13 protein-coding genes are annotated in these 13366 nt (G+C 60.4%); 7 read left to right on the top strand and 6 right to left on the bottom strand.

Going from position 1 to position 13366, the window contains the following annotated elements:
- Nucleotides 1-142: 142 nt before the first annotated feature.
- Nucleotides 143-1234, bottom strand: a complete 1092-nt coding sequence (gene recA / locus ACFVTJ_RS03310) for a recombinase RecA (protein ID WP_269825059.1) — start codon at nucleotides 1232-1234, stop codon at nucleotides 143-145.
- A gap of 246 nt (nucleotides 1235-1480) precedes the next feature.
- Between recA and ACFVTJ_RS03305 the strand changes: the two genes are divergently transcribed.
- Entirely contained in the window at nucleotides 1481-2422 is a 942-nt protein-coding gene (locus ACFVTJ_RS03305) for a carbohydrate kinase family protein (protein WP_386904595.1), read from the top strand.
- A 28-nt stretch (nucleotides 2423-2450) separates the two neighbouring features.
- Complete coding sequence (locus ACFVTJ_RS03300; RefSeq protein WP_386904593.1) at nucleotides 2451-3374, top strand: pseudouridine-5'-phosphate glycosidase; 924 nt, start codon at nucleotides 2451-2453, stop codon at nucleotides 3372-3374.
- A gap of 257 nt (nucleotides 3375-3631) precedes the next feature.
- Here ACFVTJ_RS03300 and ACFVTJ_RS03295 read toward each other — a convergent pair whose 3' ends face one another.
- A complete protein-coding gene (locus ACFVTJ_RS03295; RefSeq protein WP_386904591.1) occupies nucleotides 3632-5845 on the bottom strand; it encodes an OmpA family protein in 2214 nt (737 codons plus the stop codon).
- Nucleotides 5846-6191: 346 nt separating this feature from the next.
- On the opposite strand from ACFVTJ_RS03295, the gene ACFVTJ_RS03290 reads away from it, so the two are divergent.
- The 5 genes from ACFVTJ_RS03290 (at nucleotide 6192) to ACFVTJ_RS03270 (ending at nucleotide 10054) form a co-directional block, all read left to right on the top strand.
- Nucleotides 6192-6965 carry an ABC transporter substrate-binding protein gene (locus tag ACFVTJ_RS03290; RefSeq protein WP_386904590.1) on the top strand — a complete coding sequence of 258 codons (774 nt, stop codon included), beginning with the start codon at nucleotides 6192-6194 and terminating at the stop codon, nucleotides 6963-6965.
- A gap of 112 nt (nucleotides 6966-7077) precedes the next feature.
- Nucleotides 7078-7881: an ABC transporter permease gene (locus ACFVTJ_RS03285; RefSeq protein WP_386904588.1), complete on the top strand. Its 804-nt coding sequence runs from the start codon at nucleotides 7078-7080 to the stop codon at nucleotides 7879-7881.
- The gene (locus ACFVTJ_RS03280) at nucleotides 7878-8708 is read left to right on the top strand and encodes an ABC transporter permease (protein WP_386904586.1); all 831 of its coding nucleotides are present in this window, start codon (nucleotides 7878-7880) and stop codon (nucleotides 8706-8708) included. The genes ACFVTJ_RS03285 and ACFVTJ_RS03280 overlap by 4 nt, the downstream gene beginning before the upstream one ends.
- A gap of 170 nt (nucleotides 8709-8878) precedes the next feature.
- Entirely contained in the window at nucleotides 8879-9145 is a 267-nt protein-coding gene (locus ACFVTJ_RS03275) for an usg protein (RefSeq protein WP_220329541.1), read from the top strand.
- An 84-nt stretch (nucleotides 9146-9229) separates the two neighbouring features.
- Nucleotides 9230-10054, top strand: coding sequence for a methyltransferase domain-containing protein (locus tag ACFVTJ_RS03270; RefSeq protein ID WP_386904584.1), 825 nt, complete (start codon nucleotides 9230-9232; stop codon nucleotides 10052-10054).
- A gap of 242 nt (nucleotides 10055-10296) precedes the next feature.
- Here the strand turns inward: ACFVTJ_RS03270 and ACFVTJ_RS03265 are convergent, their stop codons facing one another.
- The 4 genes from ACFVTJ_RS03265 to ACFVTJ_RS03250 form a co-directional block, all read right to left on the bottom strand.
- Nucleotides 10297-11262 carry an aliphatic sulfonate ABC transporter substrate-binding protein gene (locus ACFVTJ_RS03265; RefSeq protein WP_386904582.1) on the bottom strand — a complete coding sequence of 322 codons (966 nt, stop codon included), beginning with the start codon at nucleotides 11260-11262 and terminating at the stop codon, nucleotides 10297-10299.
- A 286-nt stretch (nucleotides 11263-11548) separates the two neighbouring features.
- On the bottom strand, nucleotides 11549-12037 hold the full coding sequence (locus ACFVTJ_RS03260) for an Lrp/AsnC family transcriptional regulator (RefSeq protein WP_003507846.1): 489 nt from the start codon (nucleotides 12035-12037) through the stop codon (nucleotides 11549-11551).
- 70 nt (nucleotides 12038-12107) lie between these two features.
- Entirely contained in the window at nucleotides 12108-12761 is a 654-nt protein-coding gene (locus ACFVTJ_RS03255; protein WP_386904579.1) for a uracil-DNA glycosylase family protein, read from the bottom strand.
- A complete protein-coding gene (locus tag ACFVTJ_RS03250) occupies nucleotides 12754-13347 on the bottom strand; it encodes a thermonuclease family protein (protein ID WP_386904577.1) in 594 nt (197 codons plus the stop codon). The genes ACFVTJ_RS03255 and ACFVTJ_RS03250 overlap by 8 nt, the downstream gene beginning before the upstream one ends.
- Nucleotides 13348-13366: the final 19 nt, after the last annotated feature.

The raw sequence follows: 13366 nt of genomic DNA, 5'->3' as shown, positions 1-13366 counted from the left end.
CCCTGTCCAGCCATGGAGACCGGTGAAGGCGCACCGACAAAGAAAAAGGACCATGCGACGGGAAATCACACGGCCCAATTCATTTCAATCAGCTCATTTCAGAAAAGCGGCCAGACGTTCGATGTCCGGGCCTTCTTGCATATCAGCCTTCGTCACCGTCACCGTCGCTGTCGCCGGCATCCGGACCACCATTCTGCAGGAACCGGTCAGCGATCAGACCGGCATTCTGGCGCAGCGCCAGTTCGATCTCGTTTGCCGTATCCGGATTGTCGCGCAGGAAGGTCTTGGCGTTTTCACGCCCCTGCCCCAGACGCTGGCTGTTATAGGAGAACCAGGCACCGGACTTTTCAACGATACCGGCTTTTACGCCAAGGTCGACAAGTTCACCGGTCTTGGAAACACCTTCGCCATACATGATGTCGAATTCCACCTGCTTGAAGGGCGGCGCCATCTTGTTCTTGACGACCTTGACGCGGGTCTGGTTGCCGACAACCTCTTCGCGTTCCTTGACCGCGCCGATACGGCGGATGTCGAGGCGAACCGAGGCGTAGAACTTGAGCGCGTTACCGCCGGTCGTCGTTTCGGGCGAACCGAACATGACGCCGATCTTCATACGGATCTGGTTGATGAAGATGACCATGCACTTCGACTTCGAGATCGAAGCGGTCAGCTTGCGCAGCGCCTGGCTCATCAGGCGGGCCTGAAGACCCGGCAGGCTGTCGCCCATCTCGCCTTCAATTTCCGCCCGCGGCGTCAGCGCCGCAACGGAGTCGACCACGAGCACGTCAACCGCGCCGGAACGCACCAGCGTATCGGTGATTTCAAGCGCCTGCTCGCCCGTATCCGGCTGCGAGATCAGAAGACCCTGCAGATCAACGCCAAGCTTGCGGGCATAGACCGGATCAAGCGCATGTTCGGCATCAACGAAGGCGCAGATGCCGCCCTTCTTCTGGGCTTCCGCAATGGTCTGCAGCGCCAGCGTCGTTTTACCCGAGCTTTCCGGACCATAAATTTCAATGATGCGCCCCTTCGGCAGACCGCCGATGCCGAGCGCGATATCCAAGCTGAGTGACCCCGTCGAAACGGTTTCCACTTCAACCACATTTTCATTGGAACCGAGCTTCATGATCGATCCCTTGCCGAACGACCGTTCGATCTGGGAGAGCGCCGCTTCCAGTGCCTTGCTTTTATCCACCGATTTATCCTCTACGAGACGCAAAGAATTTTGTGCCATCCGAACCACCTTTAGGTTATTGAAGCCGCACAGGCAATGTAGCAGTATGGGAACGGTATGTACTCTATTTGTTCTCATTTCACAAGGCTGAGCCAGCATATTGAAAACAAATAGTGATAAGTCGTTTGTTCTGCTTTCGTTTTTCTGTGCGCGGCCCCTTGCCGTCAACCGGAGGCGAGATCAGGAAGACGTCAGTTTAGGCCGAATCGTCCGGCCTGACCATCCGCCAAAGAGGGAAACGCAAGCGTGAAGAAAATACTCGTTCTGGGCGGCGCGCACATCGACAGGCGCGGCATGATCGAGACTGAAACGGCACCCGGCGCCAGCAACCCAGGCTCGTGGATGGAGGAGGCAGGCGGCGGTGGTTTCAACGCCGCGCGCAACCTTTCCCGGCTTGGCTTTCAAGTCCGCATCATCGCCCCGCGGGGCGGCGACGTGACAGGCGAAGCGGTGGCGGAGGCTGCGCGGCAGGCAGGCGTCGAGGACACGCCGTTCACCTTCCTCGACCGGCGCACGCCAAGCTACACCGCCATTCTGGAGCGTGACGGCAATCTCGTCATCGCGCTTGCCGATATGGACCTCTACAAGCTCTTCACGCCGCGCCGCCTCAAGATACGCGCCGTGCGCGAGGCGATAACGGCGAGCGATATCCTGCTCTGCGACGCCAACCTGCCCGAGGATACGCTGACGGCGCTCGGACTCGTTGCCCGCGCCTGCGAGAAGCCGCTGGCAGCCATAGCGATTTCGCCGGCGAAGGCGGTGAAGCTGAAACCGGCGCTCGGCGATATCGACATCCTCTTCATGAACGAGGCGGAAGCGCGCGCGCTCACCGGCGAGACGGCGGCTGACGTTCGTGAATGGCCAGATATTCTGCGCAAGGCTGGGCTTTCCGGCGGCGTGGTCACCCGCGGAGCAAGCGAAGTCGTGGCCTTCAACGAAACGGAAAAAGCGATCCTCCACCCGCCCCTCATCCGCGAGGTGAAGGACGTCACCGGCGCCGGGGATGCCATGGCTTCCGGTTATCTCGCTGCCATTGCCGAGGGAAAAACAATTAGGGAGGCGCTGAGACAGGGGGCCGCGGCAGCGGCCATTACCGTGCAGTCACCCTTTGCCACCTCACATGAGCTATCAAAAGACAGTGTCGAGGCCATGTTGGGGCTTGTTCCCCAGGCTGAAATACTGGCATGAACCGCTTTTAAGAACTGGAACAATGTAAATGACCCGCCCCATCTCCCCTCTCCTGCCCATCGTCTATTCTCAGGAAGTCGCCGCCGCCAAGCAGCGCGGTGCGCCGATTGTCGCGCTCGAATCGACCATCATCACCCATGGCATGCCCTATCCCGGCAATATCGAGATGGCGGAAAGCGTCGAGCAGATCATCCGTGATCAGGGCGCGGTTCCGGCCACCATCGCCGTCATTCACGGCACGCTGCATATCGGCCTCGAGAAGGATCAGCTCGAGGCACTGGCGCAGACCACGGATGCCATGAAGGTCTCGCGCGCCGATATCGCCTTTGCGATCGCCGAGCGCCGCACGGGCGCGACGACGGTTGCCGCGACCATGATCGCCGCTGCTCGCGCCGGCATCCGCGTTTTCGCGACCGGCGGCATTGGCGGCGTGCACAAGGGTGCGGAAGAGACCTTCGACATCTCCGCGGATTTGACCGAGCTTGCCAAGACCGGAGTGATCGTCGTCTGCGCCGGCGCCAAGGCGATCCTTGATATCCCGAAGACACTCGAAGTCCTCGAAACCAACGGCGTACCCGTCGTCACCTTCGGTTCGGAAGAATTCCCGGCCTTCTGGTCTCGTTCCTCGGGCCTGGCGAGCCCGCTTTCGCTCAACAGCCCGGCGGCGATTGCCAATTTCCAGGTAACCCGCGAACAGCTGGGCATCGATGGCGGCATGCTGGTAGCCAATCCCGTGCCAGAAGCCGACGAAATTCCGCGCGAGGAGATGGAAATCTACATCAACCGCGCCATCTCGCACGCCGAGCGGGATGAAGTGACCGGCAAGGCGGTCACGCCGTATCTGCTGGGTGATATTTTCCGCCTGACGGATGGCCGTAGCCTTGAGACCAATATCGCGCTAGTTCGCAACAATGCGCAGCTGGCGGCTGAGATTGCGGTGGCGTTGAGCTAAGGGCAAATCTCCTTTTCGTTTCATTTGGCTACGGCAAACGGAGTGCCATCGGGGCTTTGCTTTGGAGGCTGGAATAAATACTTCATCCATCATGCTCGGGCTTGTCCCGAGCATCTGCTACGTGGCGACTGGAGGAAACGTGATTAGATCCTCGCCTCAAGGGCAAGGATGACGTCGCGTATTTGGAATGCGTGTATCAATAAAAAAGGCCCGGAGAGCTTGCGCTTCCGGGCCTTGTTTTTTCTATTTGAACCCGATCAGTTCTGAGCGACCGGCTTCACCAGCGGCGTCACGCGGCGGATGGTGACGCGGCGATTCTGCTGTTCCGGGCCAAGTGTCTGGACCTTCAGGTAACGCTCGCCATAACCCTGCGTCGCGAGGTTTTCCGGCGGGATGCCGTAGACGTCGGTCAGCACGTTGGCGACGGAGGCGGCGCGCTCGTCGGAAAGAACGAGGTTGCTTTCATCCGAACCGACGGCATCCGTATGGCCTTCAATCAGGAAGGTTTCCGCCGGGTTCTTTTGCAGCGCCTTGTTGATCGCGTCGGCGACCTTGCGCAAGGAGCGGGCCTGCGCCATCGGGATTTCGGCGCTGCCGGTCGCAAAGGTGATCGTATCGAGGTCGATACGGCGCACTTTGTCACGGATACGGGCCGAATAGCGCACTTCATCCAGCGAATAGACACGTTCCACCGGCTCGACGGGCGGCTGTTCCAGGAAGCGGTAATAATCGCGATCCGGATCGCTCGACGTGTCGATGATGTAGTCAGTCACGGGAATGCGCAGGCGCATGGGCGGCAGGTCGAGACCGGGGTCGCGATAAACATAATCGCGGTCAGGATCGTCCATCAGCTCCGGTGCATAGAACAGCACATATTCGCGGCCGCGATCGTCAATGCGCGAACGCTGGATCACGTCGCCATAACGGTTACGGATCGTCACGACCTGCGTGCCATCCCGGCGCTCCACGGTCTCGCGAACACGGCCGCCGGGCAGGCGTTCGTAGTAGGGCTCGCCGCCATCGCGGATGAAGCGCTGGTTGTCGTCGCCACGCACCACGACGCGGTCACCGAACTGCAGGATGATCGGCGCATCGCCGTCACGATCACGCGGACGACCTTCGCGCGGCTGCCATTCGCGTACGCCGTCCGGCCGCTCATATTGCGGACGACGGTCGACACGCTCGCCCTGCTGGGAGGTGACCGCTTCCAGCTTGACGGGCGGCGGCGGGGCCTTGCCTTCGGCGGCACCGGCGCGCTGCGCCTCGGCGTCGGAGGTCGGGACCTTGAAGTCACCGGCCTGCTCGCGCTCGCGGCGACGTTCCTCGCGGGTCTGGCGATTGCCGGAACGTTCGACTTCCTTGTCGCTGTCGAGCACCGCGGCGCCCTTGTTGACGGGCAGAATGACGGTGTCGGCGGTCTTGGACGGGTCCTTGGCGATCGCCTTGGCCTTTTCCAGTTCCTCCTTGCTCATCGGCGGTGCCTCGGTCTGCGGAACAGCGACCTGATTGGGCACGGCTTCGCCTGCCGGCGCCTGTCCGGTTGTTGCGCCACTCGGCGGCGGGGTTGGCGCGCCCGGCAGCGGTGCTGCGGGTTCGCCCTTCACCGGCGGCTGCTCTGAAGGCTGCTGGCCGGGAGCGGGGTTGGGCTGTGCCTCGGGAGCAGGCGGGCGTGCGGGCGTGGGCGCCTCGGTCGGAACCGGTGCTTCCTTCGCCGCAGGCTCGGGAGCTGCGGGTTTTTTCTCAGGCACGGGCTTTTCGGCCGGTGCGGCCTTCTGCTCCGGTGCTTTTTCTTCTACCGGCTTTTTCTCAGGCGCGGGCTTGGCTGGCTGCTCGGCATTTTCAGGCCGCGCAGCAGGCTGCTGCTCGGCGGCCGGTTCCTTCGCTGGCTCCCGGCGCGGGCGCTCGGGTCGCTGCTCGCCATCTGCGGCCGGCTGTTCGGCGCGGGCGGGCTTGCGCGGGCGTTCCTGCGGCTGCTGTTCGGCAGGTGCTGCTTCCGGGGCTGCTTCGCGCTGGCGGGCCGGGCGCTGTTCGCCCTCACCCTGCGGCTCCTGCGCGCGCTCAGGCTTGCGGGGACGCTCCTGCGGCTGCTCGGCGGGTGCCGGTTCCGGACGGGCCTCGCGCTGCTGCGGCTCTGGCGGCGCCTCGCGCTTGGGTTCCGGGCGCGGTTCGGCAGGCGCTGCCTCGCGCTTGGGCTCCGGCTCGCGCTGGGGCTCCGGGGCGCGCTCTTCACGCTTCGGTTCGGCAGGTTGCGCTTCTTCGGCGCGCTGACGCTTCTTCTTGAGTTCTTCTTCAGGGTTTTCCTGCGCCGGCTCCGCCTGGGCAAGGATTATCTGGCCGGGCACGGTCTGCGACACCGGCGCCTGGACGCGGGCCGCGCCGGCAAAGCCTGCCGCTGCTGGCTCAACCGCAATCGCGAGAGACATGAGCGGAAAAACCACCCCGGTCAGCAATGTGTTTTTCTTTTTCAGCATCAGTGCTTCCTCATCTGCCGTCATTTTCTTTGTCGCATGATACGCGACGTCGTGGGCCCGGCTTGGCACGCAGGCGCTATTCAACGCCCAACACACGCTCCGGTTCCCATGATGACCAGATGCTTCTGTACCGGAAATGAACAGATCAAGGCCTTTTCGTGGAAGCTCTGCGGCACAAACGCGGTGACTAATATTGCAGTTGCATTTTTTGACCAAGCGGATGAATAATCACATCCGCGCTGAAGGCCTCAGGAGGTATTCTCCGTTCTGAAGTGCCCAGCGACCATGGCGTCCGCACTGAAAACAACAACAGACCGCGGATAAACGACCAAAAGAGAGGATCGAAATGCCTATTTCCACCCGTCTGCTCGCAGCCGTATCGATTGCCGCCATCTCGCTCTTTTCCGGCGCGGCTCTCGCGCAGGACAAGATCGTCATCGGCACCGAAGGCGCCTACCCGCCTTTCAACAATCTGGAAGCCGACGGCACGCTGACCGGCTTCGACATCGACATCGCCAAGGCGCTGTGCGAACAAATGAAGGCCGAATGCACCTTCGTCACCAATGACTGGGACGGCATCATCCCCGCCCTTCAGGCCAAGAAGTTCGACGCCATCATCGCGTCCATGTCGATCACCCCGGAACGCCTCCAGAAGGTCGACTTCTCCAAGAAATATTACAACACCCCGCCGGCCATCGCCGTGCCGAAGGATTCGCCGATCAAGTCCGTCGAAGACCTCAAGGGCAAGTCGCTCGGCGCGCAGGGTTCCACCACCCACTCCAACTATGCCGAAAAGCACTTCCCCGATGCGGATGTGAAGATGTATCCGACCGCCGACGAATATAAGCTCGACATCGCCAATGGCCGCATCGACGCCGTTATCGACGATATCGTCGTGCTGTCGGAATGGCTGAAGACCGATGCCGGCAAGTGCTGCAAGATCCTGACGCCGCTCAAGGTCGATCCCGAGATCAACGGCAATGGCGCAGGCATTGCTGTGCGCAAGGGCGACACGGCGCTGGCTGACAAGTTTACGGCCGCAATCGCCGGTATCCGCGCCAGTGGCAAGTATCAGGAGATCAACAAAAAATACTTCGATTTCGACGTTTACGGCGATTAAGCCGGTTCGATCTGTTGAAATCTCGTGGCGGAAGGCTTGCCCTTCCGCCATTTTTGTTTGAAAACGTCACAATAACAATCACGGCGGCTTAAGACCGCAGGGGAAAATTGGCATGAGCGGAGCATTTTCCGCCATAGGTGCGTTCTGGACCTATGTCTCGACACTTCTCGATCCCTTCTGCGGGCCGGTCGGTCTCTTCTCGCTTTTCGGAAACGGCACTCTCGTCGCCTGCGGCGATGCGGGCTGGGGCGACGAAATCGCCTTCGGTGTCAAGGTCACGATCTCGCTGGCGCTTGCGACCCTGCCCGTCGGGCTGTTGATCGGTTTCCTCATCGCACTCGCCGCACAGTCGGAAGAAAAATCGCTGCGGCTGGCCGCTGGCATTTACACCACCATCTTTCGTGGCCTGCCGGAACTGCTGACGCTGTTCATCGTCTATTACGGCATTCAGATGCTGCTGCAATCGTTTGCAGCCTATGTCGGTTTCAGTGGCCCCATCGAAATCAACGCCTTCGTGGCCGGCATGGTGGCGCTTTCGGTGGTGTTTTCATCCTATGCGTCTGAGGTGCTCCTCTCGGCCTTCAAGGCCATACCGAAAGGGCAATACGAGGCCGGCGATGCACTCGGTCTTTCCCGCAGCCGCACCATGGTACTCATCATCATTCCGCAGCTGGTGCGGATTGCCCTTCCCGGCATGACCAACCTCTGGGTCATCCTCTTGAAGGATACGTCCTACGTTTCGATCATCGGTCTTGCCGATATCATTCGCCAGACCGGCATCGCCGCCCGCGTCAGCAAGGAAGCCTTTTTCTTCTACGGCATCGCCTGCCTGCTTTACCTCATTCTCGCGCTCCTCTCATCCATCGGCATCGGCTTCATCGATCGCTGGTCGCGCAAGTCGGAGGCCCGCCGATGAGCCATATCCAGGAACTCATTCCGCCACGCCCAGCGCCCATCGTTGCGGACAAACCGCTGAACATCTCCCGTGTCGTCGGCATCGCTGTCATCACGCTCTGGCTGCTTCTCGCCGCCGGGCTGTTATTTGCGATGATCGAGGGTTGGGACTGGGACAAGTTCCAGCGCTACGGGCCGCGCTACATCGATGGCCTCATCACCACAATCACGCTGGTCGGCAGCTCGATCATCCTCGGCGCCATCCTGTCAGTGCCCATCGCCTTTGCCCGTATGTCGGAAAACCGCGTCATCGGCGCGCTCGCCTATGCCTATGTCTATGTTTTCCGCAGCACGCCGCTTCTGGCGCAGCTTTTCCTGATCTATTACGGCCTCGGCAGCTTCCGCCCGGCGCTGGAAGCCGTCGATCTCTGGTGGTTCTTCCGCGAAGCCTGGTATTGCGGCCTCCTCTCGCTGACGCTCAACACCGCCGCCTATCAGGCAGAAATCCTGCGGGGTGCGATCCAGAGCGTGCCGCGTGGCCAGCACGAAGGTGCAGCCTCGCTCGGTATTTCCAAGTTCATCACCTTCCGCAAGATCATCCTGCCGCAGGCGCTCATAGTCGCTTTGCGTCCCTATGGCAACGAGATCATCCTGATGATCAAGGGCTCGGCGGTGGTCTCCATCGTCACGGTCTTCGATCTGATGGGACAGACCCGTTACGCCTTTTCCCGCACCTTCGATTATCAGGCCTATCTCTGGGCCGCGATCTTCTATCTCACGATCGTAGAAACGTTGCGGCATGTCTGGGCCTGGCTGGAAGCCCGTCTGACGCGGCACCTCAAGCGTTGAACGGCAGGGTTGGCAGCACTCATCACAAGAGGCTGCCAACATTTTGAAAAATATAACAAATTTGTGACGCAACCCTGCCTTTGGCAAGGTTGGGTTAACCATGCCGTGTTCCCATATCAGCTACAGCGGCAATGCTGTGATCGGTCATCATCGATATGGGAACCGCCCTCATGAACAAGGACATGGAAATGATGCTGCGAGGCTACGGCCTCACCACCGCCGAGATTTTCTACCGCCTGCCGGACCATCCGCTGGTTCTCCAGACCTATGTCTGGCAGAACTACGACCTGGCCCCTGATTTCCCCGAAATGCACGGCTTCCTCAAGTTCTGGCAGGAAAAGCTCGACGGTCCCCTGCACTCCGTCCGCTATGTGCATCGGCAGGTTATCTCGGCGCAGGAATGGCGCGCGCTCAAAGGGGAGTTCATCCTCCACTAAGCCCTCACGCCACATAAACATTGCGCCCGTCCCCGATGCGGCTTACAGCAAACGTCAATTGAAGACGCTGACGGATAAGGCACGATGACCAAGAACCAGAAGATCAACGAAGAGGCGCTCGCCGAGGCCTATAACCGCGCACTCGCGCTTGAAAAGGCCGGTGATGTGGACGCGGCGGTGAAGGCCTATGAGGAGGTCCTTGCCATCGATCCGGAAGACCACGGTGGCGCAGCCGTGCGCATCGCCGCCATGGGCCGGGGCGAACAGCCCTCTAAAGCGCCCGACGCCTATGTCGAAACTCTGTTCGATCAGCATGCCGAAGCCTTCGAGGACATTCTTGTCGAGCAACTGGGCTACGCCGTGCCGATGATGGTGCGCCAACGGCTGCAGACGCTCAACCTCGGCCCTTTCAAACGCCTGCTCGATCTCGGCTGCGGCACCGGCCTCACCGGTGAAGCACTGCGCGATATGGCTGACGACATTACCGGCATCGATATTTCCGAAAACATGGTCGAGATCGCCCATGAGAAGGACCTCTACGAGACGCTCTACGTCGCCGAAGTAGAGGATTTCCTCGAGGACAATGACGACGAGCCCTTCGACATCATCACCGCCACCGATGTGCTGCCCTATCTCGGCGCGCTGGAACCGCTGTTTTTCGGCGCCGCCGAAAACCTGAATGCGGGCGGCCTGCTGATATTCTCGTCAGAGACCCTGCCCGAAGAGATCATGGCCGGACGCCCCTATATGGTCGGTCCGCACCAGCGTTTCGCCCATGCCGAAACCTATGTCCGCGAACGACTGGCGGCGACCGGTTTCGAGGTGCTTGAAGTGACCGACATCAATGTGCGCATGCAGGACGGCAATCCGACACCCGGTCATCTGGTGATTGCAAAGCTTAAGGGCTGATGCGGTGACCTTGAGGCAAATTTCTTCTCCCTGCCGGGGAGAAGGTGGCCCGAAGAGTCGGATGAGGGAGCAACGCCAGCGCGATGCGAAGCGCTTGCCCCCTCATTCCGCTACCGCGGACTTCTCCCCGGCGGGGAGAAGAAACAAGCGGCATCCAATCGCCTCACATTTAACACCAACGGCCTGAATCAACCTCTGAGCAACATCCGCCAGCCGGTTGAAGAGACTCCACTTTCCGCCCATCAACTCGCCTTCGGCCGCCAGACGATATCCGTCACCTTGAGTTTTTTCGGCACGATCTTCAGATCGTAGAACTCGTCGGCAAGCGCCTGCTGGTAGGCGATGGCTTCATCCGCAACCAGTGACACCCGCCCAAGATCGGCGCCCGGTCGCGTCAGCGAGACCTTGGTGACGTCCTCTGGAACGCCGGTAATGGCCGCGAGTGATTTGGCTGTCGCGTCGATGTTGGTCTGCGCTTTCGCGCCGACGTTCGCCAGTTCCTTGAGGATCAACGGCACAAGATCGGGATTGCTTTCAACAAAATCGCCATTGGCGAGGAAGTAGCTCCACGGATCGACGATACCTTCGGCTGTCGAAAGAACCCGCGTCGTCGGCTCCTTTTCCGCCACCGCAAAATAGGGATCCCAGATCGACCAGGCGTCGATGCTGCCGCTACGGAAAGCGGCCGCCGCATCCGGCGGGGCAAGATCGACGGGCGTGATGTCTGCCAACGTCAGCCCTGCCTTTCGCAGCGCCTTGACGGTGACATTATGGGCGCTGGAGCCGCGCTTGAAGGCGACCTTTTTGCCCTTCAGGTCCTCCAGCGTCTTCAGCGGCGAATCCTTCTGTACGAGGATTGCCGATCCGCCCGCCGCCGCCTTGTAGGTGCCGACGTAACGCAGATTGCCGCCGGCGGCCTGCGCGAAAAGGGGCGGCACATCGCCGGTCGGCCCGATATCCAGCGCACCGGCACCCAACGCTTCAAGAAGAGGCGGTCCGGAAGAAAACTCCGACCATTTGACCTCGATGCCCCGGTCTTTCAACAGCGCTTCCAGCGCACCCTGGCTTTTCGCCAGTGCGATTACGCCATTTTTCTGCCAGCCAATCCGCAATGTGGTGGTCGCGGCACTTGCCCGGCGGATATGCGGCAGAAACACCGCCCCCGTCGCACCCGCAAGCAATCCCAATGTTCCGCGTCGTGTGATCATGTCCATATCCCTCGCTGTTGCCATCATCAGATATTAAAAGCGTAGATATTTGAGAGATTTTATCAAAATCCCGCTTTGCGCGGAGACGGCGCGAAGAGAATTGAATGTGCGAATTTGTCGGTATGGGCGGAATAAGATTATCGCGCCGGCGCGCTGCATACCGGACGGACCTTCCGGCAGGATCAGACCCCAGCTCGCCCGATCAGTGACTGAAGGCCAGGCAAAATAAAAATGCCCTCCCCGGCGGCGGGAAAGGGCATTGATCAAAAAACTGACCGGCGACGGCTCACTCTTCGCCGGATTTGGGATTATCCAGCAGCATGTAGTCGAGCGGCAGTTCCGTCGTATATTTGATCTGCTCCATCGCAAAGGCGGAGGAGACGTCGCGGATTTCGATCTTGGCGATCATCCGCTTGTAGAAAGCATCATAGGCGGCGATATCGGGCACGACAACGCGCAGCAGATAGTCGACATCACCGCTCATGCGGTAGAATTCGACAACTTCCGGGAATTCGGAAACCACCTCGGAGAAACGCTTCAGCCATTCGATCGAATGGGAGGCGGTGCGGATGGAGACGAAAACCGTGACCTTGGTGTTGACCTTGACCGGATCAAGCAGCGCCACCCGCCGGCGGATAACGCCATCTTCTTCCATCTTCTGGATACGCCGCCAACAGGGCGTCGTGGAAAGGCCGACCTTTTTTGCCAGATCGGCAACGGCCAGCGTGGAATCCTCTTGCAGAATGCGCAAAATCTTACGGTCTAGGCGATCCAATGCGTCTACCCTCCTGAATTAATTTCCTTTCATTACACTAATTTTCGCAAAAAAACAGAAAATTGTTTCACTAAATACGCATTTCCACATATTGCCGCAGAACCGGAAGCAACTCTTCCATGAACCATGGGTTCTTTTTCAGCCAGCCGGTGTTGCGCCAGCTTGGATGTGGCAGCGGCAAGATGCCGGGGCCGGAATTGGCGTGCAGGTAGCTGCGCCAGTTCTGCACCGTTTCGGTCATGGTTTTGTGGCGCCTTTCACCGAGGTGAAAGGCCTGCGCATATTGCCCGACCGCCAGGATCAGCTCCACCTGCGGCATCGCCGCCATCACCCTCTCACGCCATAACGGCGCACATTCCCGTCGTGGCGGCAGGTCGCTGCCCTTGTCGTCATAACCGGGAAAACAGAAGCCCATGGGCACAATGGCGAAACGGTCCGGATCATAGAACGTCTCCCGGTCGACATCGAGCCATTGCCGCAGCCTGTCGCCGGAGGCATCGTTGAAGGGTATTCCCGTTTCGTGCACGCGCAAGCCCGGTGCCTGCCCGGCGATCACGATCCTCGCCGTCCTCGACATGACGACCACCGGCCGCGGCTCATGCGGCAGGCGATCGGCCGTTCCCCTCAGTGGAGCGTCGCGACAGACACGACAGCGGGCGATCTCGCCACGCAGCCCATCCAGCCCGTCATCCCGCAATGACGGGTATCGCTTCGTCTCAGCCATGATCCCACCCCAGAAAATGGCGGATGACGGTCAAAAAGCCTGCCGCCGGCGTTTCCAAATCCGCCGCACGGTGTTCACGCCGCCATTCGGAGGGTTTTTCGAATTCTCCCGCCCAGATGCCCCGCCCCTCCCGCCGTGCCCTCGCCTGCTCGCTGGAAAACTGAAAATAGCCTGATGCGACGGCAAAACCCGCCGACACCATTTCCGAAGAAACATCCCTGCCATCCGCGGTGCAATAAACGAGTTGCCGCCCGTAACGGTCCCTCGAGCTGCCGGAACAGGAAAAATCCCGCGCTGTCACCAGCCGTCGCAGCACCCCACGCGCCTCCGTGCCGCACGGCCAGCTCTCGCCGCCACGCAGGCATGTCTGCGCAAGCTCCGGCGCGTCGATGCCGAGAAGCCGGAAACGTTCGTCTCCCTTGGAAAGCGTATCGCCGTCTATCACGAAGAAACGGCCGACATGGGTCTCGCTGTTGATCTGGTCGAGCTTGGCCGCAATGAGAATGCCGAAAAAAACCGTGGCGAGAAAAAGCCCGCCATCGCGAATTGCCGAAAAATTCCCGCGCCTGCCTCCATTTCGTCTCATGTCACAACAAACCCTTGTC

Origin of the sequence: Agrobacterium sp. NPDC058088 (assembly GCF_042885035.1) — a bacterium.
Classification (GTDB): domain Bacteria; phylum Pseudomonadota; class Alphaproteobacteria; order Rhizobiales; family Rhizobiaceae; genus Agrobacterium.
Note: the sequence above shows the minus strand (reverse complement) of the source record. Positions and strands in the feature narration are given on the sequence as shown.

Excerpts from the sequence above, each read along its gene's own strand:
- ACFVTJ_RS03285 (WP_386904588.1), top strand. The coding sequence starts at position 7,078 with ATGAGCGGAGCATTTTCCGCCATAGGTGCGTTCTGGACCTATGTCTCG.
- ACFVTJ_RS03295 (WP_386904591.1), bottom strand. The coding sequence starts at position 5,845 with ATGCTGAAAAAGAAAAACACATTGCTGACCGGGGTGGTTTTTCCGCTC.
- ACFVTJ_RS03250 (WP_386904577.1), bottom strand. The coding sequence starts at position 13,347 with ATGAGACGAAATGGAGGCAGGCGCGGGAATTTTTCGGCAATTCGCGAT.
- ACFVTJ_RS03280 (WP_386904586.1), top strand. The coding sequence starts at position 7,878 with ATGAGCCATATCCAGGAACTCATTCCGCCACGCCCAGCGCCCATCGTT.
- ACFVTJ_RS03290 (WP_386904590.1), top strand. The coding sequence starts at position 6,192 with ATGCCTATTTCCACCCGTCTGCTCGCAGCCGTATCGATTGCCGCCATC.
- ACFVTJ_RS03265 (WP_386904582.1), bottom strand. The coding sequence starts at position 11,262 with ATGATCACACGACGCGGAACATTGGGATTGCTTGCGGGTGCGACGGGG.
- ACFVTJ_RS03270 (WP_386904584.1), top strand. The coding sequence starts at position 9,230 with ATGACCAAGAACCAGAAGATCAACGAAGAGGCGCTCGCCGAGGCCTAT.
- ACFVTJ_RS03300 (WP_386904593.1), top strand. The coding sequence starts at position 2,451 with ATGACCCGCCCCATCTCCCCTCTCCTGCCCATCGTCTATTCTCAGGAA.
- ACFVTJ_RS03255 (WP_386904579.1), bottom strand. The coding sequence starts at position 12,761 with ATGGCTGAGACGAAGCGATACCCGTCATTGCGGGATGACGGGCTGGAT.
- recA (WP_269825059.1), bottom strand. The coding sequence starts at position 1,234 with ATGGCACAAAATTCTTTGCGTCTCGTAGAGGATAAATCGGTGGATAAA.
- ACFVTJ_RS03275 (WP_220329541.1), top strand. The coding sequence starts at position 8,879 with ATGAACAAGGACATGGAAATGATGCTGCGAGGCTACGGCCTCACCACC.